26 protein-coding genes, 1 pseudogene and 1 riboswitch are annotated in these 25,306 nt (G+C 51.0%); of the genes and pseudogenes, 6 read left to right on the top strand and 21 right to left on the bottom strand.

Annotated features, from left to right (window positions below):
- Window positions 1-234: 234 nt before the first annotated feature.
- The gene (locus PAEVO_RS34900) at window positions 235-318 is read left to right on the top strand and encodes a putative holin-like toxin (RefSeq protein WP_367398280.1); all 84 of its coding nucleotides are present in this window, start codon (window positions 235-237) and stop codon (window positions 316-318) included.
- 194 nt (window positions 319-512) lie between these two features.
- Here PAEVO_RS34900 and PAEVO_RS20435 read toward each other — a convergent pair whose 3' ends face one another.
- The 10 genes and pseudogenes from PAEVO_RS20435 to PAEVO_RS20490 all read right to left on the bottom strand — a co-directional run bounded on the left by PAEVO_RS20435 (window position 513) and on the right by PAEVO_RS20490 (window position 9,106).
- A complete protein-coding gene (locus tag PAEVO_RS20435) occupies window positions 513-1,292 on the bottom strand; it encodes an AraC family transcriptional regulator (protein ID WP_100539186.1) in 780 nt (259 codons plus the stop codon).
- A 6-nt stretch (window positions 1,293-1,298) separates the two neighbouring features.
- Window positions 1,299-1,895, bottom strand: coding sequence for a LysE family translocator (locus tag PAEVO_RS20440; RefSeq protein ID WP_100539187.1), 597 nt, complete (start codon window positions 1,893-1,895; stop codon window positions 1,299-1,301).
- A gap of 778 nt (window positions 1,896-2,673) precedes the next feature.
- On the bottom strand, window positions 2,674-2,979 hold the full coding sequence (locus PAEVO_RS34450; RefSeq protein WP_243390835.1) for an ArsR/SmtB family transcription factor: 306 nt from the start codon (window positions 2,977-2,979) through the stop codon (window positions 2,674-2,676).
- Window positions 2,980-3,200: 221 nt separating this feature from the next.
- Window positions 3,201-3,950 carry a polysaccharide deacetylase family protein gene (locus PAEVO_RS20455; protein WP_100539188.1) on the bottom strand — a complete coding sequence of 250 codons (750 nt, stop codon included), beginning with the start codon at window positions 3,948-3,950 and terminating at the stop codon, window positions 3,201-3,203.
- Window positions 3,947-4,537 carry a YkoP family protein gene (locus PAEVO_RS20460; RefSeq protein WP_100539527.1) on the bottom strand — a complete coding sequence of 197 codons (591 nt, stop codon included), beginning with the start codon at window positions 4,535-4,537 and terminating at the stop codon, window positions 3,947-3,949. The genes PAEVO_RS20455 and PAEVO_RS20460 overlap by 4 nt, the downstream gene beginning before the upstream one ends.
- Window positions 4,538-4,941: 404 nt before the next feature.
- Window positions 4,942-5,682, bottom strand: a complete 741-nt coding sequence (locus PAEVO_RS20470; protein WP_100539190.1) for an ABC transporter permease — start codon at window positions 5,680-5,682, stop codon at window positions 4,942-4,944.
- A complete protein-coding gene (locus PAEVO_RS20475; protein WP_096776611.1) occupies window positions 5,675-6,598 on the bottom strand; it encodes an ABC transporter ATP-binding protein in 924 nt (307 codons plus the stop codon). Before PAEVO_RS20475 ends, PAEVO_RS20470 begins: the two co-directional genes overlap by 8 nt.
- Before the next feature lie 275 nt (window positions 6,599-6,873).
- Window positions 6,874-7,139, bottom strand: a pseudogene (locus PAEVO_RS20480) (alpha/beta hydrolase family protein); the annotation flags it as partial.
- A gap of 336 nt (window positions 7,140-7,475) precedes the next feature.
- Window positions 7,476-8,408, bottom strand: a complete 933-nt coding sequence (locus PAEVO_RS20485) for a sensor histidine kinase (RefSeq protein WP_100539191.1) — start codon at window positions 8,406-8,408, stop codon at window positions 7,476-7,478.
- Entirely contained in the window at window positions 8,408-9,106 is a 699-nt protein-coding gene (locus tag PAEVO_RS20490; protein ID WP_100539192.1) for a response regulator transcription factor, read from the bottom strand. The genes PAEVO_RS20485 and PAEVO_RS20490 overlap by 1 nt, the downstream gene beginning before the upstream one ends.
- A gap of 215 nt (window positions 9,107-9,321) precedes the next feature.
- Here PAEVO_RS20490 and PAEVO_RS20495 point away from each other — a divergent pair, with 215 nt between their 5' ends.
- A complete protein-coding gene (locus PAEVO_RS20495; RefSeq protein WP_100539193.1) occupies window positions 9,322-9,558 on the top strand; it encodes a transposase in 237 nt (78 codons plus the stop codon).
- Between the two features lie 321 nt (window positions 9,559-9,879).
- Here PAEVO_RS20495 and PAEVO_RS20500 read toward each other — a convergent pair whose 3' ends face one another.
- The 5 genes from PAEVO_RS20500 to PAEVO_RS20520 form a co-directional block, all read right to left on the bottom strand.
- Window positions 9,880-10,239 carry a DMT family transporter gene (locus PAEVO_RS20500; protein WP_076324790.1) on the bottom strand — a complete coding sequence of 120 codons (360 nt, stop codon included), beginning with the start codon at window positions 10,237-10,239 and terminating at the stop codon, window positions 9,880-9,882.
- Between the two features lie 4 nt (window positions 10,240-10,243).
- Window positions 10,244-10,813, bottom strand: a complete 570-nt coding sequence (locus PAEVO_RS20505; protein ID WP_100539194.1) for a TetR/AcrR family transcriptional regulator — start codon at window positions 10,811-10,813, stop codon at window positions 10,244-10,246.
- A gap of 163 nt (window positions 10,814-10,976) precedes the next feature.
- The gene (locus PAEVO_RS20510; protein ID WP_100539195.1) at window positions 10,977-11,783 is read right to left on the bottom strand and encodes an energy-coupling factor transporter transmembrane component T family protein; all 807 of its coding nucleotides are present in this window, start codon (window positions 11,781-11,783) and stop codon (window positions 10,977-10,979) included.
- Complete coding sequence (locus PAEVO_RS20515) at window positions 11,780-13,456, bottom strand: ABC transporter ATP-binding protein (protein ID WP_100539196.1); 1,677 nt, start codon at window positions 13,454-13,456, stop codon at window positions 11,780-11,782. Before PAEVO_RS20515 ends, PAEVO_RS20510 begins: the two co-directional genes overlap by 4 nt.
- The gene (locus tag PAEVO_RS20520; RefSeq protein ID WP_100539197.1) at window positions 13,449-14,078 is read right to left on the bottom strand and encodes an ECF transporter S component; all 630 of its coding nucleotides are present in this window, start codon (window positions 14,076-14,078) and stop codon (window positions 13,449-13,451) included. Before PAEVO_RS20520 ends, PAEVO_RS20515 begins: the two co-directional genes overlap by 8 nt.
- Before the next feature lie 91 nt (window positions 14,079-14,169).
- Window positions 14,170-14,282: riboswitch (TPP riboswitch) on the bottom strand.
- A 163-nt stretch (window positions 14,283-14,445) separates the two neighbouring features.
- On the opposite strand from PAEVO_RS20520, the gene asd reads away from it, so the two are divergent.
- Window positions 14,446-15,249 (top strand): archaetidylserine decarboxylase, encoded by an 804-nt coding sequence (gene asd / locus PAEVO_RS20525; protein ID WP_100539198.1) that lies wholly within the window; start codon window positions 14,446-14,448, stop codon window positions 15,247-15,249.
- Window positions 15,250-15,316: 67 nt separating this feature from the next.
- Here asd and PAEVO_RS20530 read toward each other — a convergent pair whose 3' ends face one another.
- The 3 genes from PAEVO_RS20530 to pdxR all read right to left on the bottom strand — a co-directional run bounded on the left by PAEVO_RS20530 (window position 15,317) and on the right by pdxR (window position 19,061).
- A complete protein-coding gene (locus tag PAEVO_RS20530) occupies window positions 15,317-16,171 on the bottom strand; it encodes an SDR family oxidoreductase (protein ID WP_100539199.1) in 855 nt (284 codons plus the stop codon).
- 581 nt (window positions 16,172-16,752) lie between these two features.
- Window positions 16,753-17,538, bottom strand: coding sequence for a helix-turn-helix domain-containing protein (locus PAEVO_RS20535; protein WP_100539200.1), 786 nt, complete (start codon window positions 17,536-17,538; stop codon window positions 16,753-16,755).
- A gap of 59 nt (window positions 17,539-17,597) precedes the next feature.
- Window positions 17,598-19,061, bottom strand: a complete 1,464-nt coding sequence (pdxR, locus tag PAEVO_RS20540; protein WP_100539201.1) for a MocR-like pyridoxine biosynthesis transcription factor PdxR — start codon at window positions 19,059-19,061, stop codon at window positions 17,598-17,600.
- Between the two features lie 121 nt (window positions 19,062-19,182).
- On the opposite strand from pdxR, the gene PAEVO_RS20545 reads away from it, so the two are divergent.
- From PAEVO_RS20545 to PAEVO_RS20555, 3 genes are all read left to right on the top strand, one after another.
- The gene (locus PAEVO_RS20545) at window positions 19,183-19,788 is read left to right on the top strand and encodes a pyridoxamine 5'-phosphate oxidase family protein (RefSeq protein ID WP_100539202.1); all 606 of its coding nucleotides are present in this window, start codon (window positions 19,183-19,185) and stop codon (window positions 19,786-19,788) included.
- Between the two features lie 134 nt (window positions 19,789-19,922).
- Window positions 19,923-21,221 carry an aminotransferase class I/II-fold pyridoxal phosphate-dependent enzyme gene (locus PAEVO_RS20550; protein ID WP_100539203.1) on the top strand — a complete coding sequence of 433 codons (1,299 nt, stop codon included), beginning with the start codon at window positions 19,923-19,925 and terminating at the stop codon, window positions 21,219-21,221.
- A gap of 172 nt (window positions 21,222-21,393) precedes the next feature.
- Window positions 21,394-21,516 carry a hypothetical protein gene (locus PAEVO_RS20555; protein WP_009592125.1) on the top strand — a complete coding sequence of 41 codons (123 nt, stop codon included), beginning with the start codon at window positions 21,394-21,396 and terminating at the stop codon, window positions 21,514-21,516.
- A gap of 130 nt (window positions 21,517-21,646) precedes the next feature.
- Here PAEVO_RS20555 and PAEVO_RS20560 read toward each other — a convergent pair whose 3' ends face one another.
- The 3 genes from PAEVO_RS20560 to PAEVO_RS20570 form a co-directional block, all read right to left on the bottom strand.
- On the bottom strand, window positions 21,647-22,867 hold the full coding sequence (locus PAEVO_RS20560; RefSeq protein WP_100539204.1) for an ABC transporter permease: 1,221 nt from the start codon (window positions 22,865-22,867) through the stop codon (window positions 21,647-21,649).
- Entirely contained in the window at window positions 22,864-23,616 is a 753-nt protein-coding gene (locus PAEVO_RS20565) for an ABC transporter ATP-binding protein (protein WP_100539205.1), read from the bottom strand. Before PAEVO_RS20565 ends, PAEVO_RS20560 begins: the two co-directional genes overlap by 4 nt.
- A 116-nt stretch (window positions 23,617-23,732) precedes the next feature.
- Window positions 23,733-25,079, bottom strand: coding sequence for a DEAD/DEAH box helicase (locus PAEVO_RS20570; RefSeq protein WP_100539206.1), 1,347 nt, complete (start codon window positions 25,077-25,079; stop codon window positions 23,733-23,735).
- Window positions 25,080-25,306 lie beyond the last annotated feature (227 nt).

A 25,306-nucleotide genomic window follows, 5' to 3' on the forward strand; every position in this document is an offset into this window, starting at 1 on the left:
AGTTTCAAATAATCCAAATACAGATTAACATCCCTGAGCCATATATCAAAATCCGCATGCTATACGTAACAGCCGCTGAAGTGGATTGAAGTCACATAGAAAAGCTCTAAATCTTCTCTCGACCAGACCATAATAAGCCCCTAAACGCAGGGCTTGTATGCTATAATTTGGGAAGTACAATATATCGGCTAATAAGGGCGGTCGGCTAATCTCCCCAGGATGGGAGGTGATGCCATGGAAGTATACCAAACATTGACGCTAATGATTTCGTTCGCGACGCTGGTGGTGTTAATACTTTCGTTCCATAAAAAGAAATAGACCGCCCTTGGTCAGGATCACGGTCTATTTCTGATCGGATTTCCTATAGCCGACCGCTCTTATAGCGGTACGTTGTACGCCGGGATCGTGTTCGCGCACGGTCCCTTTTACATTCTATACACATTATAACGGAGTTTATTCACAAATGCCAAGCCTGATTTGAAAAATCGCGCGAATGATCGGCGCCTGCCGCCTCACTTATCCAGATGGGACATATAATCAAATGCCGTCGTGCCGTACACATTCTTGAAATGCCGATTTAAATGGGCAAGATCCGTGAAGCCGCACTGGGTAACGGCCTGATATACATCCCGGCTGTCCTCGATCAGATGCTTGGCGCGTTCCACTTTGCAGTTCAGGTAATACTGATACGGAGACAACCCGGTATTCGCTTTAAACGTACGGATGAACTGATACTTCGACATCCCGAACTCCCCGCTTATTTCGTCCAGACGGAGAACGTGATCCAGATAATCCTGCATCATGTCTTTGGCCTTCCGCGTAAACACGCTGTCCTTCCGGCTATCCGGGTTCAGAATATCCTCGTTAAAATGCCCCGCCAGACCCAGAAGCAGCTCGCTGCTTCTTGCCTCCGGCTGACCGGTGAAGATCGACCTCGTCACATCCAGGATGCTCTTCCGCAGCCCGGCGTGATAGACAATCGGGGATTGGAACCGAACGATATCCTTTTTCTGAATCAATTCCAGGAATAGCTCCGGGTGAATGTAAATCATCACATAATCGATGCCCGTTCGTTCCTGGGACCAGCCATCATGCTTCTGCTCCGGATGGAACAGCATAACCCCGCTTTGGTAAGAGGCCTGCTGACTGCCGTCCAGCGAGTACTTCTGAATGCCGCGCAGCGTGACGCCGAGGGCATACTCCTCGTGATAATGCTTTTTATATTTGAAATCCGTCAGGCTCGCGGACAGCGCCGTAATGCCCACCGCTTTTTTATAAATAAACTGCTCCATCTTCCATCACCCCTTTATGAGCTCCGGTATGCCGGATACGACGATTGCCGAGTACAGCAGAAACAAAGCCAGGATCGTGTTGGTCGTTCTCCGATATTTTTGCATAATTCCTTGAAAAAGGCTACCGCACACGGCCCAGGTCATATACGCGGACAGCCCGATTAATGATACCGCGACAACAAACGCCGAAATGACAGGGCCAGCCGTATAATACGGCATGACGTAGCTGGGAATGACCGTTAGCGTAAACAAGACCACCTTCGGATTGAGAAACTGCATCAGAAAGCCGGACGTGAAGGATGCCGTTTGATTAGCGCCGGACTTGGATACGTCCATGGTATAAACCTGATACGTGAGATACAGCATGAACAGGCAGCCTACGATCCGCAAGATCGGCAGAATGATGGGCATGCCGGTAGACAGCAGCTGGCCCAATACGACGGAAGCAGCGATTAATAAGAAAAACGCGATGGAGGCTCCGGCAATGTAGCGCAAGGTCTTCTTCATGCCGGAGTTTTGAACCGAAGACAGAATGACGATGTTGGACGGTCCCGGCGAGAAAGCCACGATAAAACAGTAAATAAAAAACGAAGACAGATTCATGATGATAGCTCCTAACAAAGGAATTTCCTTTGTCATTATAGAGCTGGAGGCGAAGCGGGGCATAGTACATTATTGCAGCGGAACTAGAGCCGCACGGATACGGCTCTTCCGCAGATTCCAGTTCCTTCTATCGCCCTTAGTGACCGGACTGGTGTTCTTCGGTTGCTCCTGCGCATGCGCGCTGCCGGATAGATTCAGCAGAACGACCCCTGCGATGATCAGCAGGATCGAGAATACTGTCTTTCTTTCATATCCGATATATCAAATGATCCCGGCATGTTTTCGATCGATTCGTCTCGTCATCAAATATTTGAAATGACGTTGTTATAAGAATTACCGATTGGTATTTTGATTCTCAGTTGGGTAAACAAAAGAGCTCCGATGAAAAATCCCAACGAGTTCCATAGATAGAGCGAAACAGCGCCGAGTACAATAATCAAAGCACCGGAAAACGCATTGCGGGCCACTTCGCCACTTCGATACCTTGATAGCAAATGGAGAACAAGGAGTTTCCTTGCGTAAGCAGCTTCTTATCAAGGATTTTGGGAAGCGCCGACATTTGAGCCGGATCTATGTATTAAGCCTTGTTATTCGGACTTTTTGCTGAAACCAGTTTAATGCCTACCGCATATTCCTCGCTGTTAGTCATCTTGGAGGCTGAGGAGAACGCAACCCATTTTTCGAGCAAGACCTGAATTCCGCCATCGTCTCTTCCCTCTGTTCAGGCGAAAGCTGCATACGCAAGTTGATTTTTGTGCTAGAAGCTGCCTCATAATCATCAGCCAGTGCAGGATCGATCAGCTGGGTCCCACAGGTAGTTGAACCATTTGGCCTTGGACTTATAATATTTTTCTACAATACCGCCCACCGTCCGGATTTCCACCAGATCGATCAGTCCTCCATCATAAAGCTTTTGAATATGGTAATGAATGCTGCCCGGGGATTCTCCCAGTTCATAAGCCACCTGCTTGGAGGTTTTCGCCGTTTCAACCAGTGCTCCAATAATTTTAATTCTCTTCGCGCTACCCAGTAGTTTGGCCTGCTCCACGGAAATCTCGACGGATTGTGATTGTTCGTTTTTCATTCATATATCTCCCCGATCTAATTTATAGTTCATTCTATATAATTTATTTGTTCTAATTTTATAGATCAATTAAAGCCATAATAATCCACACTTTTCCATTTGTAAACATGCAAAATAAAAAAGCACAACCTCAAAATCCATAAGGCTGTACCTTTATGTTCGAACACAGCTTTATTAAAAGTATCTGGGGCCATGATCATTCTTTGTTAATATTACACGCATCATCCAACCCGAAAGCCTTTTGAAAGGTCGCTGCGCGAATCATGCGGCTTATGCAGCAGTTCATCGGCGCGGACGCATTCATACCCTTGGTTATGGACCGTGTCAATCACTTCCTCAAGGCTTGCGATCATTCTGCTTGGGGCATCAGGCTCCGCCCCCCAAGTATCTCCGCTGTCATGCAGCAAAATAATCGAGCCAGGTTCAAGCTGATCCAAGATCCGTTCTTTGAGCGGTTTGTTTTTGCTCCCCTTGCCCCAATCCCATCCCATGATCGACCACAGCACGATCCGGTATTTTCGCAAAGCAAATAAATCGCCTAAATTCAAAATCCCCCATGGAGGACGGTAAAATGCCGGGCGCTCGCCCGTGATTCGTTCGATGATATCGGCAGACCGGTGGACATGCTTGTTCCGGATATGGCGCGGACTCATTAGCCAATTGGGAAGATGGGAATAGTTGTGGATCCCGATTTGATGCCCTTCCATGTGGATGCGTTTCATAAGCTCCGGGTATCGCTCCGCTTTGCTGCCCAGTACAAAAAAGGTCGCCTTGATCCTTTTTTTCTTGAGAAGATCCAGCAGTTTAGGAGTATGCTGCGGGTCTGGGCCATCATCAAAGGTAAAAGCGATTTGCCGGCCACGCCGGCCGCGCAGGGTTACCCCAAATCCCCAGATCCGTGTGATAACATATGGAATGATCATATAGATAAAGACAAACATCAGCAGCAGATTCAGCATCACCATACTCATGCCGTTTCCTTAGAATAACGCAAAAGCAATGATTTTCTGGTCAGCATCAGCATTTTGGGCACAAGCTTGGGAGCATTTTTCTTCGTGCGTTCCCGCCCCACCGGATGCAGCACCCTGAGTAAAAGCCGCAAATAATAAGTAGAGAACACGCGAAACCCCTTGGATTCCAGCGGATGCAGCTCAAAACCGAGCCCGTGAATAATACCGCGGTGCAGCAGCGTTATTCCAGTCAAAGCTTTGACCTGCGCAAGCTCCGGTTCCGTCTCCATCGCCTCGCTAATTTGCTTGATCGATCTCCGCAGCATTCTTGCGGTCAAAAGCGCGGCCCGGTCAGCCCCCAGCTCTCTGGAAAGCTCCAATACCTGCCGGTTGTCCAAATGGAGTTCACCGACCCAATCCCCCGAATAAATCCACTCTCCGTCCTGGCACTTCAGGTTTTTTCCATGATGCCGGCGGATGACCAGCTTGCAAATCCCGTATCTTTTTATTCCGGCGCTGCGCAGTTTCGTGATTTGATCAAAAACCGCTTCCCAAGCCATCCATACCGACTGAGCGCTTGCCTTCGTAAGGGTAGCTAACATGTTCATTATGGTCACATCTTTCCTTTCCATTTTTGAATCGGTCTTCTGCAGTTATACCTCGCCTTTATTCCCTGCAGGAAAGGCATTTGTTTAGTTAGATGGCGGCAAACCAAAAACCCATGCCATTATTTTAAAAAATGATTCTATCTTTTCCCTTTCTTGTTTCTTAATGTTTTCTTAAGTCTTAATACTGGGGATATGTACTGAAGTTTGGCGGAAAATACGCGCACCAACAAAGGCATCATGCCCAGCCGGATCGCTTTTTTATCCGAGATGGATATGCACTACAAAATGCCGGAGCTAAGCCGGGCCGAATTCCCCGGAGATGAACACCAAATTCATGTAGGTATCTCCTTAAAAAAGCACCCTTCTTTCAGGCGAAGCTGCCGTTAAGAAGAGTGCTTTTTTAGTTAAGCCACGTCCACCTTATCTACGTTGCGGAACGAGAGATAAGCAATCAGGAGACCGATAACTCCCAAGATCAACGGTATCGTTATATTTCTGCTAAGCGAAAGGCCCTGGCTGTTGTTGCTGACTAAGACCACGATAATGATCGAGGACACGATCGTTGTCGGTACGGATTTTTTTCGCATCCCGAAGAATAAAGGAATGAGGCCGAGACACGCTGCTGACAGTGTTTGGATCAACAATTGGATCCCCGTATGCAGTAGTACGCCGGCCTCCAATTTTCCCGGAATAAACTGAAAATGGCTGTTCAGAGCCAGAATGGATATACAGGTAATAAAAGTCGAGATGAGCATCGCTCCAAACGTAAGAGCCAGAGCCAGCAGCATTTTCGCCATGATCAGTTTTTTACGCTCGACCGGGTACGTAAACAATAAGCTGATCGTTTTATTTTTGTATTCCTCAATAATAAGTCTGCTTAGCAAGACTGAAGCAAACACGATAAATACCGCACGGCAAAGTAGCCCCGCTATCGATAACGCATCGGCGAAACTCGTGAATGCAGGACCTCCACCCCCCTCCGTGTAGGCTATATCGGCGAAACTCCCGAATGCAGGATCTCCGCCCCCCTCCGTGTAGGCTATAAGAAGCATGAAACCGGCGCATAGGATCGTTGCAATAACCGCCCCTCTATAAAACCAGTTTAACTTCTGCTTTTTCATCTCCATACGGATCAGCTTAAGCATACTGCTCACCTCCGCTAATCTGATGCATAAAATACTCCTCGAGCGAAGTATGCTTATGGTTTATCGATTCAATCGCCACATCATTCAGTACCAGCGCTTTGGTCAATTCCTGCTGCGTAAATTTGGACTCGTAAATGCGTATGGCTGAATCACCGACGATTTTGAAATTGCTGACTTTCAGCTGATTTTCCAGTACAAATACAGCTTGTTTGCATTGTGGGGTCACAATTTCGATATAATCTGTGTTTTCGCTGCGCATCTCATCCATAGACACTTCGCGGATAAATTTGCCGCCCTGAAGAATGCCGATCGTATCTGCAACTTGTTCGATCTCACCCAGCAAATGGCTGGAGACCAGCAGCGTCATCCGGTACTCCTTGCTCAACATGCTCAGCAAACTTCTAAAATCCTTAATCCCGACCGGATCAAGTCCATTGATTGGTTCATCCAGAATGAGCAGCTCGGGTTTGGTTATAATGGCGCGGGCCATGCCCAGGCGCTGCTTCATACCAAGCGAAAATTCGGATACCGATTTGCCTTGGATGGAAGTTAGATTAACCATCTCAAGCGCTTCTTTAATTGCATGTTTGTTATAATAACCCATATATTCCGCATGCATCTCCAGATTTTCAATCGCCGTCATTTTATCGTAAAAAATCGGATACTCGATGATGCTGCCAATGCGTTTAAACATTTCAACCGATGAAGGCGTAAGCTTCTCTCCGAATATTTCAATTTCACCGCTGGTTGGTTTGACCAGATTCAGCATCATTTTCATTAGCGTTGTTTTACCGGCTCCGTTTGGACCGAGCAGTCCGTAAATCTGCCCCTGCTTGATATTCATACTGACGTCAGAGACAACATCTTTGCCTTTATAGGTTTTGCTGACATGGCGGGTACTGATGACATAACTCATTTATATTTACCCCTCTCACTTATCTCTTGATCATAGTATAACCGCCAACATTTTCATATTTCTTGCGCAATTCTTACGAATCTCTTAAGTGTAGAAAGCGACTCGATTATAAACAATCATATCACATGGAATAAACAAAGACCGGTTCACTCACAACCAGTCAGATCAATATGATCCAAATTGGTGCTGCTATTGAAAATAAACTCTACTTTAGTCTTCCTTTCTTCTGTATTAGATGTGTTACCTATTCCCTAGCAACTCTTACCTTATTTGCTCTACGGCTTCAGATTTTTATCCAAAAACTTGATCATTGTATTGAAGAAATCGAACAAGTTCTCTTCGTTGGTAAAGCCGTGTCCTTCATCACCCGCGGATCATTCGCCCCTTGAGCCACGAATCATGGCGTTACGATCTTATCGACGTGGAACACTGGCGAAATTTGCTTCAGCATTTCTTTGTCCTTTTCGGCATCACCGACACGTTCGTTTAAGAGATTTCTCATGGTCTCCCAATACGGTGGGATCGTTCCCAAGAACGAGAATCAAACAAAAAACCCTCTGACGCCAGCCATTGTAGCGTGACATCAGAGGGTTATTTCACTATTTATTTACAGCTACGATTTACGTTTGGTTCGCAGCGTTAGCGAGCTTCTTCTTGCGTCCTATTACTAATGAAACAGTTGGGGATGTGTTGGAATAAACAATTGCTACATTTACTTCCGATGCTAGCTTTCCTTCTGAAAGCTTTTAGGCGAATGCAGCAAATGCCTCCAAAGTTGCTTTTTTCCCAAAAATCTTTCAGCTTCGTAAGAATCGATTCCGTCTCCTCCGCTACTTTCGCTTTTTGTCTAGCACTAATATGATGTTAAGAAGCCGCGCTACGATAGCTTCTTTAACGAGATCGTGAAAACGGTCCGTTCATACGGCTTGCTTGCGACGCGAATTTCCCCGCCCATCAGCTCGATCAGTCTTTTCGTAATCGTCAGACCCAAACCGCTGCCCTGGAATCTTTTATTCCTTGAATCCTCCAGCGTATACATCCGCTCGAAAATAAGCTTCTGATCCCGTTCATGAATACCTTTGCCTTTATCCCAAATGTCGATAAGCACCCGGCCCTGTTCATCCCGCAGCTTCATGCCGATCACCTTGCCCTGTGAACCATAACGGATCGCATTGCTCAGCACATTGTTTAATGCGCGTTTTAGTCCTTCTTCATTGCCCCATGCATAAAGCGGCGTTTCCGGAATATCGATGTCAGCCTGCAACCCTTCGGATTCGATCAGATCATAAAACATCAGCATGCTGTTTCTGGAAATTTCATTGATATGTATGCGGGTCAGGGGCATCTCCTTATCCCCCGATTCCAGCTTGGCCAGGTCAAAAAAACGGTTGATCAACTCTACGATCTCTACAGTCTTCGTATGCACCTTATCCAGTAGCCGCTCCCTTTCCTCCATTGGCAAGTCGGCCTTCTGGTTCAACGTTTCGATATAACCGAGCACCACGGTAAGCGGCGTCTTCAAATCATGCGATATGTTTGCCAACATTCGGCGCATTGCGATTTCTGTACGCATAAATCCTGTCTCGGACTGCCTGGTTTGCAAAAGCAAGTGATTGATAGCAATCAACAGTCTACGATATCCTGGATCCTCCGTAAAAAGCAGCAGTTGCTCCTGCGAGGACGAATCCTTAATCGTATTCAGTTTATCGATGATGTAGCCAAGCTGCTTAGCTCTTTTTTTCCGACCCATCCACTGCATCACATTCAGCAACGCCAACATGATCACAACAATCAGCAGAACGGCAACCACTAAAATTCCCCCAAACGGTAGCCGATGCCCCACAGCGTTTTGATGTACTGCGGATCGGAGGGCTGATCTTCAATTTTGTCGCGCAAACGGCTCATATGCACATTAATGACATTTTCATCGCCGAAATAGTCGTCATTCCAGACGGATGTGAAAATGTGCTGCTTGGTGAATACCTTTTTCGGATTCGTCATAAACAACTTTAAGATTTGCAGTTCTTTGGCCGTCAGCTTGATCTCCTGGCCGTTTTTGGTCACGGTCAAATGATCCAGATCCATCTCTAGTTCATGGACCCGGATGATTTTATTTTGCTCAGTTGGGGGTGCTATTGCATAAGCCGTCACGCGGCGGATAGCGGCCTTCACTCTAGCCGTCAGCTCAATCATCGAAAAAGGTTTCGTAATATAGTCATCCGCGCCAAAACCAAGGCCGAGCGCCTTGTCCACTTCCCCATCCTTTGCGGATACGATCAGTACCGGCACATGGCTTTTCTCCCTGACTTTTTTTAGAAAATCCATACCGCTGATCTTGGGCAGCATCATATCCAGCAGTACGAGGTCATAATCTCGTTCGGCAAACCACTCGAGCGCCTCCTCTCCGTCTTTGGCAAGCACCACCTGAAAACCTTCCATCGTCAAATAGCTCTCTACCATTTCGCCAATCGAGCTGTCATCCTCTACAAGAAGTATGTTCGAAGCCACGTCATTCACGCCTTTCTTTTTACGTCCATAACTCTAATATACTGGAAACAACGGCTCCGAGGTATATTCAGATTCATCTTCAAATAACCGCTCAAACTAAAATAACCCCACAAACTGATCTATTGCAGCCATGCGTACCGCCGAGTGTCGCATGAAGCACGTGTACAAAAATACAAATCGAAGGCTGCATGACCCGCATCTTTTAAATGTGAGGGATGCACAATGGACGCTATTTTAGAACGTTGTTGCGGTCTGGACGTTCATCAACTCATGCCAGCTCTTGGGCGGGGGGATGTCCAGGCAACCATGAGAGTGCTGGCAAAAAGAAAAGTTCTCGCATTCCTAAGGGCAAACGCATGCTCAAAGCGGTTTTATGCCAATGCGCATGGTCGGCCTCCATGACAAAAAGCTCTAGAATGCGGGCATTTTTTGACCGGATCGTCAAACGATAAGGGAAGACGGATTGTAATATGAAGTGCGACCTAAAACAAAATGGCCCATGCTGGTTTCGTGTAACATATTCCATTCGACTGATTCCTTCCATCCGGCTAAAGCCTAATTAGTTTCTAATGACTTTGTGTTAATACTTTCGTTCCATAAAAAGAAATAGACCGCCCTTGGTCAGGATCACGGTCTATTTCTGATCGAATTCCTATAGTAAGGCCGCTCTTATGGCGGTACGTTGTACTCGGGGATCGTGTTCGCGCACGGTCCTTCTTCCATTCTACGCACGAGTACGGCCCTCCCGCAGATTCCGGTTCCTTCTATCGTCCTTAGTGACCGGACTGGTGCGTCTTCGGTTGTTCCTGCGCATGCGCGCTGCCGGATAAATTCAGCAGAACGACACCCGCGATGATCAGCAGGATCGAGAATATTTTCAGGCCATTAATCTGCTCCGCAAAGAACATATATCCGATGACGGTAATGATCATGATGCCAAGTCCCGACCAGATCGCGTAAGCCACGGATATTTCAATCTGCTTCAGGCTCAGCGTCAGGAAGCTCAAGCTGCAAATATAGAACACCACCAGCAGCACGCTGGGCAGCGGTTTGCTGAACCCCTCTGACAGCTTCATGTTCAGCGTCCCCGCCACTTCAAACAGAATTGCCAAACTTAAATATAACCAATGCATATTCTCAAGACTCCTTCCGTTTCTCAGCGGCAATGCCGAACAATAAAATATCCATGACGGACTGCAGCAGCTCCCCCAGCGGCAATTGATGCTTCACCGTCGCCCTCGAATCGTAAATCTGATGAAGCGACCCGAGGTACAGATCGATGAACAGCGGCATGTGAATTCGCTTGATGCTTCCCTCGGCCATGCCCTGCTCCATCAGCTCGGTAACAATGCCCCATTCCTCTCGGAAAAAGGTGTCCAGCTTCTCCCATTGCGGATAATGCGACCGCTTCAAATCCGGCAGCATCCCCAGATCCATCTTCTCCATCTCCTGGGGCAGACAGATTAGAATCTGGTGAATCTTCTCCAGAACGGTAAGCCCCTCATCCGCCGCAATGTCACGTTCGCGCTGCTGAATGTGCCGGATCATCCCGTCAATGATATATTCGACAATCTCTTCCTTGGATGAAAAATGCTCATAGATCGTCCGTTTGCTAATCGCAAGGCCGCGGGCCAGATCACTGACCGTAAACGTAAAGCCCTGCCGCTGAATCAAGCGGATCGTTTCATTCAATATTCGCTCGCGCACGTGAATAAACTCCCCTTCTGGTACTGTAAATACTTTTCTGGTACCACTAGTATTATACCGCCTCAATCAGCATGAAATCCAGGCCCTTTGAAGTTATTCTGATCTCATAAAAAAAGAACCTGCTTACACACCATAAGCAGGCCCTCATCGAGGAAACAACCGTTTAATCAAACCGCACGTCGCCAATGCCGAACCAAGGAAAATATCCGGCTGCCACATAAGCACAGCAGGCAGCGGCTGCGAGTAATCCTATGATTAGAAGATCGTAGCGGGAATAACGTGACGGGTAATAATACGTTCGAGCCTTCGCCCGATCCCCGTCAAATTGCTTCGCCTCCATCGCCGCGGCCACCCGGTGTGCCCGGCGGATGCTCTGCGCCAGCAGCGGCACCACATACAGTCCTGCGCGGTTCACCATGCCGCGAACGCCGCGAATCGGGCGGACACCTCGTACCTTCAAGGCTTGGCGGCGGATTACATATTCCTCCCAGACCATGGGCAGCAGCCGGATCGAAGCCATGAAGCTGTAAGCATACTTGGGCGCAAGCCTCAGCTTCTGCATCAGACTGTAGAATAAATCCACCGAGGACGTTGTCGTAACAAGCAGCAGCCCCTCCGAGGCAAAGGCAATTCCCTTAAACCCCAGATGCAGCCCCCGATAAAAGCTTTCTTCCGATACCCGGAACAATCCCCACTCCCACCAGATCGTCTCCCCTTTGCCGAACAGCATCATGGAAGAGGAAGACGAAATAAAGGCAAGCAGAAACGGTATGAAAAACAGCAGCATCTTCCACGGCTTCACCCCGCTGAGCACCACGAGGCAGATCATAAAGATCAACGCCTGATACATGACAAAATCAAGATCATGGGTTAACACCGTCATAAAAAACAGCGCACAGATCAGTCCCAGCTTCACCACCGGATTCGCGCGGTGCAGCCAAGTGATCCGCACGGGATTCCATATATTCATGCGTTCACCCCCGTAAGGCGATGATCGGCCCCGGTTAGGTTTTCGCGAGTCTCATCAGCGCCATTCGCTCCGCCGGTCTCCCGTCCGGATTCCGTCCCGGTACACCATCGGGGGGAAGGCATGCTTGACGTCAACTGCCCCTCCCGGATTTCCCATATATGCGTGGCGACCCGCTGCGCGATCTCCATTTCATGCGTCACCATGAGAATGGCGGTTCCCGCGCGGCGCAGTTGCTCACACATCTCCAGAATCGCAAACGTATTCCGCGCATCCTGTCCGAAGGTCGGCTCATCCAGGAGCAGCACAGACGGCTGTCTTGCCATGGCCGTAGCCACGCTTAAGCGACGCTTTTGACCTGTCGACAGCTGGTACGGATGCCTAGCTTCCATGCCCTTCAGTCCAAAGCGTTCCAGACAGCGGTCGGCCTGCGCCTTCGCTTCCTCCGGCGGCACATGATCCACCAGCAGGGAGTAAACCACCTCATCGCCGATGCGTTCCGTCAGGAATTGAAGCTCTGGATTCTGAAACACGAATCCGATTTGGCGCAGCTGCTGCTCTCTCTTCTTCCGCACCTTCCTGCGCCTGCCCTGAATGACCTCTTCCCCGCAGAGCACATAGGTTCCTTCGGCGCGAAGCAGCCCCATTAAACTGAGCAGCAGCGAGCTCTTTCCTGCTCCGTTCGGCCCAACCACCGCAATGAATTGTCCCGGAACCACCTCGGCTGAAGGGAGGGTGATGACAGGTTTATCCCATCTCATCCCCCTGAAATCCGCCAGTTGAATGACAGTTTCCCCATGCTGAGCGTATGGCAGAGCAGCCTCATACAGGAGATCACCTGCCTCATTGCCCAGCGCGTCGACCGGGGCGAATAACTCTCTGCCTGCCCGGGACTCCGCGTAATCTTCCCATACGCCGGGATACCAGATTCCATAGGCTTGGAGTTCCCGCTCATATTCAGCGAATATCGCTGCTGGGGGACCTTCGCCCAGAATCACCCCATCCGGGCTGAACAGCACGACACGATCCACGTATTGGGCCATTTCTTCAATCCGGTGCTCCACGATGATCAGCGTACGCCCTTCCGAAACGGCCTTCACCGCGGACCAGATTTGCTCCCTGCCTTCCGGGTCGAGCAGCGCAGACGGCTCGTCAAGGAACAGGACCTCCGGCTCCAGCAGCAGAGCCGATGCCAGCGCCAGTCGTTGCTTCATGCCTTGGGACAAATGCCCGATCGGCATATGGAGCTCCTCAAGATCAAGCCCCACCTCGCCCAGGGCCGCTTGCATCCGCTCCTTCATCTCGTCGCGTGGGACACTTAGATTCTCCAGCACGAAAGCCAGCTCTTCATCCACGTACGGCATACAGAACTGGGTATCCGGATCCTGAAACACATAACCCCAAGAACGCGGAACCAGCTGGGCCTCGCATTTCATCGGCACCTCCGTTGCGCGGGGAATCATCCCGCTAAGCACCTGCAGCAGCGTGGATTTGCCACAGCCGCTCGGACCGAGCAGCAGCACCTTCTCCCCCCGGACAGCCGAGAAGGAGAGGTCTTTGAACATCAGCCGCTCCTCGCCCGGATACTTCAGACGCAATCCCTCCACATACACGGCCGGTTCCGGAAGCATCTCAGCGGACTGAGCCGGAACCTGGCTAACCGTGGCATTAGACATGGCGCGGATCATCCAGTGCTTCGTAATCCTTCTTCGACGCAGGACGCAGCAGGGATGTCACGCCCGTACGGTCAAGCGCTTTGGCCAGCAGGAGCATCAGGAGGCCTGCAATGACGGCGCCGCTGAGTACCCGCATGCCGTATTTGGCAAGGAACATCCACGTCTGCAGGTCATCGGTATAACTGTAATAGAAGTCCATGATCATCGAGCCGATGGCCGCGCCGGCTCCGGCAATCGCCAGCGTCCACGCGGAGGTGCTCCGATAACGGAATGCCGCGAATACCAATTCTGCCCCCAGTCCTTGAATGAGGCCATACAGCAGCAGGGTCAATCCCCAGCCGCTGCCAAACAGCACTTCCACGTGGGCCGCCGCCACTTCCGCGATGATGGCCACTCCCGGCTTGCGGATCAGCAAGTAAGCAAGCGTGGCTGCAGCGAACCACATGCCGTATAACAACTCATCCGCTTCAAAGAACAGCGGTTTTAACAGATTGTAAACCGAACCCCAGAAATGATAAATGACGCCAAGCACCAGCGATACCAGCACCGTCACCAAAATATCGCTTAACCGCAGCCCTTTTCGGGGCTGAACCCCCAACTTCTCTTGCACAGACGTTCCCATAACAACACATTCCCCTCTCCACCTCTATTTTTGTGTAAACACAACAAAAAACCGTCTGGAAAAACGCGCAGACGGAAAAATAGGCCCTATGTAGGCAGGGTCGGATATTCTCTACGCTGGCATTACCCAGTTCAGATTAACGGTCAACAGCGGATAACAGCTGCAATCTCAGCCTGATTCACTCAAGCCCCCGTATTCCTATTCGGTTTCATGTTAACTTTAAAATACACATTCGCTCCGGAATAAGCAAGAGCCTTTTTTCAAAAATGGCTATTTATTGATTTCCATCTCATTCTATGTCAATATCAGAGTGGTTGGCTTTTCCACCAACGTTTATTGCTGACACCTATGCACAAAGGAGAATGACATGGCTAAACAATTGCTGCGTCTGATGACTGAGCTATCCTCCCGCAAGTGGCTGTCCCGAATCATGGGGCATTGTTCCCACAGCCGGCTGAGCCGTCATCTAATACCTGCATTTATACGAATTTATCAAATTCCGGCGCATGAAGCGGAGAAAGAAATCCATGAATACCGCTCATTGAACGAGTTCTTTTCCCGCCGGTTAAAAATAGGCCTGCGCGCCATAGATGATACCGCCGACGCTATGGTAAGCCCGGTCGATGCCACGATTTCGGCAATGGGCGCCGTCAACGCCGGCACCATTCTGAGCGTCAAGGGACAGGATTATACCCTGAGTGAGCTGCTCGCCAAATCGCCAAGAATGGAAAACTACATCAACGGTTATGCTTTCGTATTGTATTTAAGCCCGACCGATTATCATCGCATTCATTCCCCGGTAACCGGTGTTCAGGCGGAGAGCGAGCATCTGAAGGGCCGCGTTTACCCTGTGAACGATTTTGCGATGACCCATATTCGGAACGTGCTCAGCCGCAATGAACGCCTCATTACCTATATTGCGCATGAGTTCGGCGAAGTTGCCGTCGTGAAGGTCGGAGCCATGAACGTAAGCAGCATCCGTTATGCTGACGAGAACGTGAAGAAATACGGGATTGGCGATGAGCTCGCGTACTTTGAATTCGGCTCTACCGTCGTGCTTTTGACGGAGAACGGCACGTTTACTCCGCGCGGTGACCTGGAACCCGGCTCCAAGGTGAAGATGGGGGAACTCCTCGGTTTGCTTCATCCGTCCCCAGCCAGAAAAGGGTAATCCCATTCACCTTACCAAACATCGCATTTTACAAGTTAAGGCCATGAATCATTCGCGGCATGAATGATTAACGCCGTCCCAGCATCCGATACATGATCCGCTGAAACAGCCGATCCGGCAGCACGCCCTTGATCCATGCGGTTAGCCGCGTGCCTCGGGGCAGCAAATAGCGGAACCTGGGCTTAGCCATGGACGCAATTTTTGCCACAAGCCTGGCTACCTCCAGCGGATCCCCGCTTCCCCTGGCTGTCCGCTCGGAATACTCCAGCACGCCCTTCAGCAGATCGCTGTAGGGTGATCCTTCCTTTACCGCAAGCTCCCCAAAGCTTTTGTTCCAAATCGGCGTGCCATAGGCACCGGGCTGGATCAGCACGACATCGATGCCAAAGGGCATCAACTCCATGGACAGGCTTTCGCCAAGCCCTTCCAAAGCAAATTTGGAGGACGCATAAGGTCCATAACCCGGAAAGCCGACCACGCCGCTAATGCTGCTCATGAGAATGATTTTGGAATGTCCGGTACGGCGGAGCAGCGGCAGCATATGCTGCGTTACCGATACGGTCCCGAAAAAATTCGTCTCCATCTGCTTTCGCCAGCCGCTGAGCGGCACTTCCTCCACCATGCCGCCTACCGCCTCGCCGGCATTGTTCACCAGTACGTCCAAGCGTCCATACCTCTGCTCTATCTCCAAAGCAGCGGCCTTGACTTGTTCCTCGATGCATATATCCAGCTGAAATACGTGAATGCGCCCGGCAACATCTGCTTGTTCGGCTCGGGCCAACAGTTCTGCCGCCGCCTCAGGCCTGCGCAGACCCGCAGCCACGTCATAACCTGCTTTTGCCAGCTCCAGGCTGATGAGCAGTCCGAACCCGCTCGACGCGCCCGTGATCAGCGCAACCTTTCCTGCTCCCGCCGCTACCACCGGATCACCGCTTGCTCTGCCAATGCCACTCTCTCCTTCACTCCCGTCACCCTTCTGTTATCCGAAATGCCTGCCTGGTCCATGTTCCTAAGACCCCTGCGTTCAGCGCCTTATACATATTCCTAATATAACAAAATTTCGCAACGTAATCAGAGTCCCTATCCGTATATGCATCCACTAAATAGCCCCACAAAGTGGAGCCTATGCTTCGATGCTTATTCCAAATACTTTGCGGGGACCCCAAAACATATCGAAAAAAGGGAGCCGTTTAGCTCCCTTTGCGTTCATCCAGAGAAAAGCGTATATGATAACGGGATTCAACGTTCCCCGTATGTAGGCCAAGTCTCATTAAAACCACACATCCTGATGATTCTGAGTCGTTGTCTTCATGCGGCGCAAGCGATTTCTGAAAATAGCGCAGCCACCACGACTGAAGAAACGTCCACGCACCCGTCTTCTTGGGCTCATTCCTCTCTCCCCCCTTCATAAAATGAAACTGTATTTCGTTTTTACCCTAAATCGCTTGCTATGAAACCCATCTGCCCTTCGGCCACTCAGGTAAGTTATGGAAGGGCGGGGGATCACCGAATCTCGGATGGGCTCTTGCCCGTATACTGCTTAAATTGCCGGCTGAAAAAGAAAATATCGCGGTAACCCAGCGCGTCGGCAACCTCCGTTACGTTCATCCCTTGATGCAGCAGCAGATGCTGCGCCCGCTCAATCCGCATCTGAATGATATAGGATTGCACCGGCGTGCCGATCAGTTCCTTGAACTTGATCGAGAAGTAACGGGGGGACAACCCCGCTCTAGCCGCCAAATCCTCGACCCGATGGGGAATCCCCGGGTGCTGGCGGACATAATTCGCGATTTCATGGATCGCCTCTGACAGCTGATTGCTTGCTTTTTTGACGACCGGCTCAGCGAGATCCGAGCGAAGCAGATGAATCATCAGCTGTTTCAGAATAAGCTGCCCCTCCTCCAATGATCCATAGGGCTTGTCCAGATACAAACGCACGTAACGCGCGAGCAAATATTCGAAATCCATCGTTTCCGTCAGCTTCCGATAAGATGCCGGAATCTCTTGGACCGGGTCGGTCACGTCAAAATGGATATATGTCAATACGAGCGGCTTCTGCGGGTTGTGCGTCGCGCTCGTATGATCTCCGGGTCGGAACAGAAAGCAGCTTCCTTTTCCCACGGCAAAGGGCTCGTCATTGAGCTCGACCGTGCCTTCACCGCTCCATACATAGAACAAATCATAATTCTGCATGGGTCTTTCGCGTTTTTGCCATTTCCAGCCCGGCTCACATACGATTTTGGCAAGCGCAGGCATGATTATAAAAGAAGACGGCGATGCATTCAGCATCACGTCATAACCCCCTCATCTCATTCAAAAATTGACCTCTTTTCCATCATACCCGTTTTTTATGTTTTTTGCATGTCCAGCCACGCCTGCGCAATCCGGGTAACCCCTTCTTCGATGCTGGCTATGTCCAGATGCGAGAAGCCGAAGCATGCCGCAGGTAACCTGGGGGTACGATGATATACCGATGCATCCCGAAACATGACGCCGCGTTTGCGTGCAGCTTCTTGAAACAGGACATACTCTTCCTCAGAGCGCAGCCAGTTCGCATAAACGTGCAGGCCGGCATCGCCGGGATGAAGACGAAACAGTTCGGAGGCATGGGTATCCATCGCCTGGCGAAGCGCCTCATACCGCGCGCCATACAGCCGGGTCATTCTTCTAAGATGCCGACCGTAACCCCCTCGCACAATAAAGCGTGCCAGCGCACGCTGCTCCAATACAGCTGGTGAAATCGGCTCGTAAAGCGCCTTGGCCTGCACAACCGCCTCAACCAGGCTTGGGGGAAGCACTGCATACCCGATGCGGAGCCCGGTAAACATCGTTTTGGAGAACGAACCGACAAAGATGACACGTCCCTCGTTATCCAGCATCCGCAAGGGCTCAATCGGCTTGCCGCCCCAGCGGAACTCGCTGTCGTAATCATCCTCGATAATAAAGGCCTGACGGCTTCGCGCCCAATTCAGCAGCGCCCTTCTTCGCTCCAACGGCAGCACCGCTCCCGTCGGGTATTGACGGCTGGGGCTTACGACAAGCAGGCCGGCGTCCCAGTCATGCGGTATCAATCCGGCATCGTCGACCGGGGATGGCAGCGGAATCCCGCCGCTCAGGCTGATGCCCCGATAGATGCCTTGATAGCCCGGATCCTCCATGACCACCTGATCGCCAGGATCGACCAGCAGCTGAAACATCAGGACAAGCCCCTGCATGGATCCGCTGAAAATCACGATATGCTCGGGGTCGGCCTGGATTCCCCGCGTAAAACGCAGATGTCCGGCTATCGCCTGCCGCAGTTCGAGATCCCCCTCCGGCGGCGCTCCGTTCTGAAGCTCGATGCCCCCGCTTCCGCCGGCGTAGGATAACGCGCTCCTCCACTCCGAATAAGGAAAATCCTCCATGGGCATCCGTGCATTCGCGAATGAGATTGTACCTCGGGGAGGTTCTCTCAGCATCATCTGTGCCGAGGTATACTCCCCGCTTTGGCTCACCAGTCGTTGCCCCCATGCCGAGAGCACCGGCGCTCCCTCGACCGGCGGCGGCTGGTCGACCATAGCGATCCCTTCCGCTACGTAAGTTCCGCTGCCCTGCCTGGAAACAACATAACCTTCGGCCATCAGCATGTCATAGCTCTGCGCGGCCGAGCCTCTGGACACGCCATACAGCTTTGCCAGCTCGCGTGTGGCGGGAAGGCGGGTTCCTTCCGGCAGCTTGCCGCTATGAATGGCAGCACGAAGTGCGTGGTATAGAGCCAAATATTTATATCGATATTGTTCCACATACGTCTCGAACGGCAATCCCAGCTCCATAATGACGACTCCTCTATCATTTTTTGAAATTGGACTATATAAATTACTCTAAATTGGCGCTTTTTCCTTGTCAATGATCATCGTAAACTGTTATTCAAAATGATAGGGGGAGCGTTTAATCATGAGAAGAGACGAATTTGCGATGGAGGATCAACAAGAAATCGAGGATTTCCTCAGCGGCATGAGCTTTGGTTTCCTTGGAACAGCCGATGAAGAGGGAATCCCTCGTGTAACGCCATTGAACTTTGCCTATGTTAACGGAGCGTTCTATTTTCACGGCAGCCGGATGGGTGAAAAAATGGAGCATCTGCGCCGGACGCCCGCCGTGTGCTTTACCATAGCTGACGAGTATGCACTGATCCCTTCCTATTTCTCCGATCCGGAGATGGCCTGCCCGGCCACGGCCTACTTCAAAAGCGTAACGGCGATCGGCGAGGTGGTGATCGTGGATGATCTGGAGGAAAAGGCGCTTGCGATGGAGGCACTGATGACAAAGCTGCAGCCTGAAGGCGGATACCGCACCATTGACGCGAGTGACCGGGCTTATATCCCCAGACTGAAAGGGGTAGCGGTCATCAAGCTCGCTCCGCAGCGAATGAGCGCCAAGTTCAAGTTCGGCCAGAACCTGAAGCCGGATCGGCTCCAGGCCGTCGTCGAAAGGCTTGAATGCCGCGGCAAAGAGCGGGATGAAGAAACCGCCGGGCTGATATGCAAGTATCATCCTTGACCGCGTTAAAGCATTACAATTATCCGTGACGGTTCCCGGGGTAGGTGGTATAATGTTAGGCAATGAAAACGTAAAGGCAACTTGTCACCTGCTCTTACCTTAACCAAAAGTATTCGGAAGGAAGGAATCAGTTCATGAACCCATTGGTTGGTCAATTGAATGGAAAAATGCAAGCCGGCAATCCGCATGTGTACGACATGCTCTCCACACTCGGCAAAGAAATCTACTTCCCGAAAGAAGGCATCCTGAGCCAGTCTGCGGAAGCGACGAGCCATGCGAAAAAATATAACGCTACGATCGGTATTGCAACCGAAGGCGGAGTCCCGATGCATCTGGGCGTCATCCAAGACAAACTTTCGGCTTACCAGCCGAAGGATCTGTATCCGTATGCCCCTCCGGCAGGCAAGCCGGAGCTGCGCTCCGTATGGCGAAACAAGATGATTCAGGAGAACCCTTCGCTCGAAGGCAAGAGTTTCAGCAATCCCATCGTCACGAATGCGCTGACGCATGGTCTTAGCATCGTAGCCGATTTATTCGTGGATGAAGGAGACGCCGTTATTTATCCCGATAAAAATTGGGAGAATTATGAGCTGACATTCGGCATTCGCCGCCATGGCATTCATGTAACCTATCCTCTCTTTACGGACGATATGAAATTTAACGCCGAAGGACTTCGTCAGGCTCTGCTAGGCCAGAAGGATAAAGGCAAAGCGGTCGTTCTGCTGAACTTCCCGAACAACCCGACAGGCTATACGCCTGGCGCTCAGGAAGGAGCCGCCATCGTGTCCGCAATCCAGGAGGCGGCCGAAGCCGGCATTAATATTGTCGTCGTTACGGATGATGCGTATTTCGGATTGTTCTTCGAAAATTCGTTGAAGGAATCGCTATTCGGACGTCTGGCAGGCCTTCACCCTCGCGTGCTTCCTGTAAAGGTTGACGGTGCGACCAAGGAAGAATTCGTATGGGGATTCCGTGTCGGCTTTATCACGTTTGCGGCAGATAATAAAGACGTGCTGGACGCATTGGAGCAGAAAACGCTCGGCATGATCCGGGCCACGATATCCAGCGCCTCCCACCCTTCGCAAACCTTTGTTCTGGAGGCGCTGAAGGCGCCGGAATTCCACGAGCAGAAGGAAGAGAAATTCGTCATTATGAAAGGCCGAGCCAACAAAGTGAAGTCCATTCTCGACAGCGGCAAATACGGTGATGCCTGGGAATATTATCCCTTCAACTCCGGCTACTTCATGTGCCTGAAGCTGAACACCGTAAACGCCGAGGAGCTCCGTTCCCATCTCATCCATGAGTATGGCGTAGGAACCATCGCCCTTGGCGAGCATGATCTCCGGATCGCCTTCTCTTGTATTGACGAGGAGTATTTGGAGGATCTGTTCGACCTGGTCTATAAAGGGATTCAAGACCTGCAGAAAGCTTAATGATCCACTGCATCTGACAGATATAACCGTTCAAGCATATAAAGACCGGGGAGAACGATCCCCGGTCTTTATTTTTTCTTCTGCCCTATATAAACGCTCGCCCATACACATAGACGATTAGCTACATACAATACCGTGTACTACAAATCAACGAACCGAAAGGGGAATGAACATGGGTGCAGTTGAAGAAGTAAGACACGGCGGATACGGCGGATACGGCGGTGGATACGGAGTTGGAGCAATCCTGGTTCTCTTTATCCTGCTCGTTATCATCACTCGTTCTTTCTGGGTGTAATGACAACTAGATAACAGCCGAACAGAAATCGCAGGTCGCCACACCACGCACTGCGATTTCTGCAAACGGAATAACCCATACTATAATGATAATAGAAGGCCGGGACGTTAACGTCCCGGCCTCTTCCCATTTATTCGTCGTCATCGTCTTCACGCCGGCTCTTCCGGGCAGCAGCGCTTCGAAACAGAAACACAAGCACGATACCTGCAGCCAGCGTACCCAATATACGTCCGGGGGCACTAAGGATGCTCGGAATCAGTGGGAGCCACAGCAGCACAGCCCAGAACAGCTGCACCTGGAAGATCAGCTTCCCTTCATTGTCGCGGCGCGTTCCTTCGGGAAGCGGATAGACATGCAGCCAGAACGATTCCGGGTGAAGCTTTCGCAGTGCAGACAACTGAAGTCCGATGATCATCAGGCTGACCAGATACACAATCGCCGATACCAGACTATCCCGGGTTGCCCATACAAGAAAAGCACCCAGCAGTCCGACCCGAATCAGTATGCCTAGAATATCACTGCGTGTCAGGCTCTTAATGAGAAGAAAGCGATAGGCGCTTTCCTTCTTCCACGCCAATCCCTTTCCCCATCCGGAGAGCCATTTTCGCGCATGGACACGCTGCCCACGCTGAGGCACATTCACGAACCAGCTCAGCACCATCATCACCCGGCTCGCCTGTCTCTCCTCGACGGCGATTAATCGTTCCCAAGCGACCAGGTGCTTGACGGGTACGGACAAGGCGGCAACATACGTGATGCCAAGCAGCGCCATGAATAGGAGGGCACGGCCCGTTGGATGCCATAACCAGGCGGCTAAGCTCAGCGCCGGAACGATCCAGCGGAGTACCCGGTAGGCTGCTGCCGCGTTCCTTGACACCATAAGCTGCTCCTTCCAGCTGCCGAAGCTGGACAACAGTTTAAACAGCGTCAGCACAACAAACGTAGCCAGCAGCGGTTTTGGCGAAACATCGCTGCGTATGTATAGAGGCCATAGGATTAACATCACCAGTCCTAAGCCGATGATTTTATATATGACGCCGCTGAACCATGCTGTACTGAAGTATTCCTTCATCCGGGATTCCTGCGGAATGAGAAACACCGTATCGGCCGGACGCAGATATGTGCGGATGCTGCTGTTGATCATGAGGGGCACAAGGAAAATCATCATGATCCAGCGAATCGGCAGATCCGGCGGGATTTGCTGCAGTAGTGCGGTGTACCAGGCAGCGAATGCAATCAGCAGAAACAGAAATACGACGGCTACCCCGCTCTGTATGACATAACCCAGATAGGGGAAAATTTCACCCCAGAACTGCCCGCGTCGTTTGACATACAGCTCACGCAGATTCATTCGCCTTTACCGTCCTGAATCAGCACATTAAACAGCTCCTCCAGCGACATGCCAGGTCTCCCGGCTTGATCCTGAATTTCCTTCAGCGTCCCCTGAGCAATGATGCTGCCGCGGTGCAGCACGATGAACCGGTCGCAATAATTCTCAATCGTGGAGAGAATGTGGGAGCTTAGCAATACCGAGGCGCCGGATGCCTTCAGCTCCAGCATGAAGTCAAGCAGCGAGCGTATCCCAAGCGGATCAAGCCCAAGAAAGGGCTCGTCAATGATGTACAGGGACGGTCTGGCTACGAATGCGCACATGATCATCACTTTTTGGCGCATCCCCTTGGACAAATGCGTGGACAGGCTGTCCATCTTCTCTTCCATACGGAACATCTTCGACAGCTGCTCCGAACGTGCCTCATAATCTTCACGGGATACGCCATAGGAGCGCGCCGTAAATTCCAGATGCTCGCGTACTGTCATCTCCTCATACAGCAGCGGGGATTCGGGAACAAACGCCAAGGCGCCGTGATAGGCTTCCGAATGCTCTGTCCGGCTCTTTCCTTGAACCTGAATGCTCCCTTTTTGCGGATTCATCAGCCCGAGAATATGCTTCATCGTGGTACTCTTGCCCGCACCGTTCAGGCCGATCAAACCCACCATCTCACCCGGTTCAACCTGAAAGGTTACGTCATGCAGAACCGGTCGGTTCATGCTATACCCGCCGCTTAATCCTTGAACAGACAATACCGGCTGTTCACTCATTATCGATCACCTCTTATTCTGAAAAGTCCGGTCCCTATGATGTCGACCACATCCGTTGAATCGGACCCGAAAACAACATATCGGTTGCAAACCCTCGTTTATGGAGCTTACAGCCATTAGCTCCGAGGAGGCTTGTTCTTCAACCATTTCGGAGCGCCCTTGTTCTTGCGGTCCCGCTCCCTTTCACTCTGACGCTCACCTGATGCCTTTCCGCTTCCCGCCTTTCCATTGGCGCTGGTGGAAGCAGGCTTTCGGGCTGGTTTCTCTTTTCGGGCAGGACCTCCGGCTGACCCACGTGGGCCATGTCCTCGATTCTCTGGTGTAGAACGCGGGGATCTAACCTTCCCGCCATAAAGAGCACGTTCTTCAATCGATATGCCCAGCTCGCGATTGAACTTGCGCATGATGAACGTCTGACGGTCCGTTACAAGCGTTATCGCCATGCCGCTCCGTCCCATGCGTCCAGTACGTCCCGCGCGGTGCGTATAATGCTCGGCATCAATAGGCGGATCGTAATTGATCACCATGCCGAGCCCTTCGATATCAAGTCCGCGGGCAGCGACATCGCTAGCCACTAAGAGCTTGGTACGCCCTTCTCTAAACGCATTCAGAACCCGGCTTCTAGTCATCTTGTCAGCATCACCATAGATGGCAGCCGCATTTAAGCCGAGATAGTTTAACTTCGCTTCAACCTCTGCCAAATCCTCGGTGGCATTGACGAAGACAATTGCACGGTCGGGATTGTAATGCCGGACCACGCGGCGCAGCATGTCCAATTTGTCACGCTCTTCCGTCACAAAATAATAATGCTCCAGCGCGGACGGCGTCCGCTGCTCCGGATCGATTCCGATTTCGACCGGCTGATCCATCTCCTTCTTGACGAGCTCCGCCGTCTCCGGACTCACCGTGGCGGATAAGAATACCAATTGACGGTCACGTAATGCACTGCGCAGAATGCGATCCACATCGCCGGCACCGCCCAAATTAAACACCTGATCCACCTCGTCCACTACGATCGTGGTCACTTGGTGCATCTTCAGTTTCCGGATTTCGATCAGTTCCCGCACTCGTCCCGGTGTCCCTACAATCAGCTGCGGATGCAGCTTAAGCTTCTCGATCTGACGCTTGGCCGCGGCACCGCCGATAAGTCCGAGCACACCGATTCCGCGGGCTTCTCCGTAACGCTCGCTCTCTCTCACAATCTGTACGGCAAGCTCTTGCGTCGGCGCAAGAATCAATTTCTGGGCTCCCTTGATCTCCGGATCGATGCCCTGAAGCACAGGCAGCAAATAGGCAAGTGTCTTTCCTGTGCCTGTCTGGGAAGTTGCAAGCACGTCCTTGCCTTCGAGTATGGGCGGAATCGCCTCAGCCTGAACGGGAGAAGGCGTGACAATGCCAAACTCCGTTAATCTGGAGGACAAATCCTCGGCTATTCCTAATGTATGAAATGTAGTTGCAGTCATATGTTAGTCCATCCTTTTTTTAGATATCAGAAGTCTATCATTCCAAAGCGCGTCTGCCTGATATCGCTAGAAAAACCTTCCGATACATGTGGTTTGTTTACTTTCATAGTGGTGGTAGCAGGCGTGTTTCCTAACCAGTCTTGTTCGTCCTTTTTCATTATATGCCAAAACAGGAGTCCTCACCAAATCAAACATCCTAAACGGCAGTGAACAGCACTTCATACATG

Source organism: Paenibacillus sp. GM2FR (genome assembly GCF_002803325.1).
GTDB classification, from domain to species: domain Bacteria; phylum Bacillota; class Bacilli; order Paenibacillales; family Paenibacillaceae; genus Paenibacillus_AQ; species Paenibacillus_AQ lautus.

Bases quoted from the DNA above. Each gene is read 5' to 3' on its own strand.
- PAEVO_RS34900 (WP_367398280.1), top strand. From the start codon at position 235: ATGGAAGTATACCAAACATTGACGCTAATGATTTCGTTCGCGACGCTG.
- PAEVO_RS20435 (WP_100539186.1), bottom strand. From the start codon at position 1,292: ATGGAGCAGTTTATTTATAAAAAAGCGGTGGGCATTACGGCGCTGTCC.
- PAEVO_RS20440 (WP_100539187.1), bottom strand. From the start codon at position 1,895: ATGAATCTGTCTTCGTTTTTTATTTACTGTTTTATCGTGGCTTTCTCG.
- PAEVO_RS34450 (WP_243390835.1), bottom strand. From the start codon at position 2,979: ATGAAAAACGAACAATCACAATCCGTCGAGATTTCCGTGGAGCAGGCC.
- PAEVO_RS20455 (WP_100539188.1), bottom strand. From the start codon at position 3,950: ATGAGTATGGTGATGCTGAATCTGCTGCTGATGTTTGTCTTTATCTAT.
- PAEVO_RS20460 (WP_100539527.1), bottom strand. From the start codon at position 4,537: ATGAACATGTTAGCTACCCTTACGAAGGCAAGCGCTCAGTCGGTATGG.
- PAEVO_RS20470 (WP_100539190.1), bottom strand. From the start codon at position 5,682: ATGCTTAAGCTGATCCGTATGGAGATGAAAAAGCAGAAGTTAAACTGG.
- PAEVO_RS20475 (WP_096776611.1), bottom strand. From the start codon at position 6,598: ATGAGTTATGTCATCAGTACCCGCCATGTCAGCAAAACCTATAAAGGC.
- PAEVO_RS20495 (WP_100539193.1), top strand. From the start codon at position 9,322: ATGCACAATGGACGCTATTTTAGAACGTTGTTGCGGTCTGGACGTTCA.
- PAEVO_RS20500 (WP_076324790.1), bottom strand. From the start codon at position 10,239: ATGCATTGGTTATATTTAAGTTTGGCAATTCTGTTTGAAGTGGCGGGG.
- PAEVO_RS20510 (WP_100539195.1), bottom strand. From the start codon at position 11,783: ATGAATATATGGAATCCCGTGCGGATCACTTGGCTGCACCGCGCGAAT.
- PAEVO_RS20515 (WP_100539196.1), bottom strand. From the start codon at position 13,456: ATGTCTAATGCCACGGTTAGCCAGGTTCCGGCTCAGTCCGCTGAGATG.
- PAEVO_RS20520 (WP_100539197.1), bottom strand. From the start codon at position 14,078: ATGGGAACGTCTGTGCAAGAGAAGTTGGGGGTTCAGCCCCGAAAAGGG.
- asd (WP_100539198.1), top strand. From the start codon at position 14,446: ATGGCTAAACAATTGCTGCGTCTGATGACTGAGCTATCCTCCCGCAAG.
- PAEVO_RS20535 (WP_100539200.1), bottom strand. From the start codon at position 17,538: ATGCTGAATGCATCGCCGTCTTCTTTTATAATCATGCCTGCGCTTGCC.
- pdxR (WP_100539201.1), bottom strand. From the start codon at position 19,061: ATGGAGCTGGGATTGCCGTTCGAGACGTATGTGGAACAATATCGATAT.
- PAEVO_RS20545 (WP_100539202.1), top strand. From the start codon at position 19,183: ATGAGAAGAGACGAATTTGCGATGGAGGATCAACAAGAAATCGAGGAT.
- PAEVO_RS20550 (WP_100539203.1), top strand. From the start codon at position 19,923: ATGAACCCATTGGTTGGTCAATTGAATGGAAAAATGCAAGCCGGCAAT.
- PAEVO_RS20555 (WP_009592125.1), top strand. From the start codon at position 21,394: ATGGGTGCAGTTGAAGAAGTAAGACACGGCGGATACGGCGGATACGGC.
- PAEVO_RS20560 (WP_100539204.1), bottom strand. From the start codon at position 22,867: ATGAATCTGCGTGAGCTGTATGTCAAACGACGCGGGCAGTTCTGGGGT.
- PAEVO_RS20565 (WP_100539205.1), bottom strand. From the start codon at position 23,616: ATGAGTGAACAGCCGGTATTGTCTGTTCAAGGATTAAGCGGCGGGTAT.
- PAEVO_RS20570 (WP_100539206.1), bottom strand. From the start codon at position 25,079: ATGACTGCAACTACATTTCATACATTAGGAATAGCCGAGGATTTGTCC.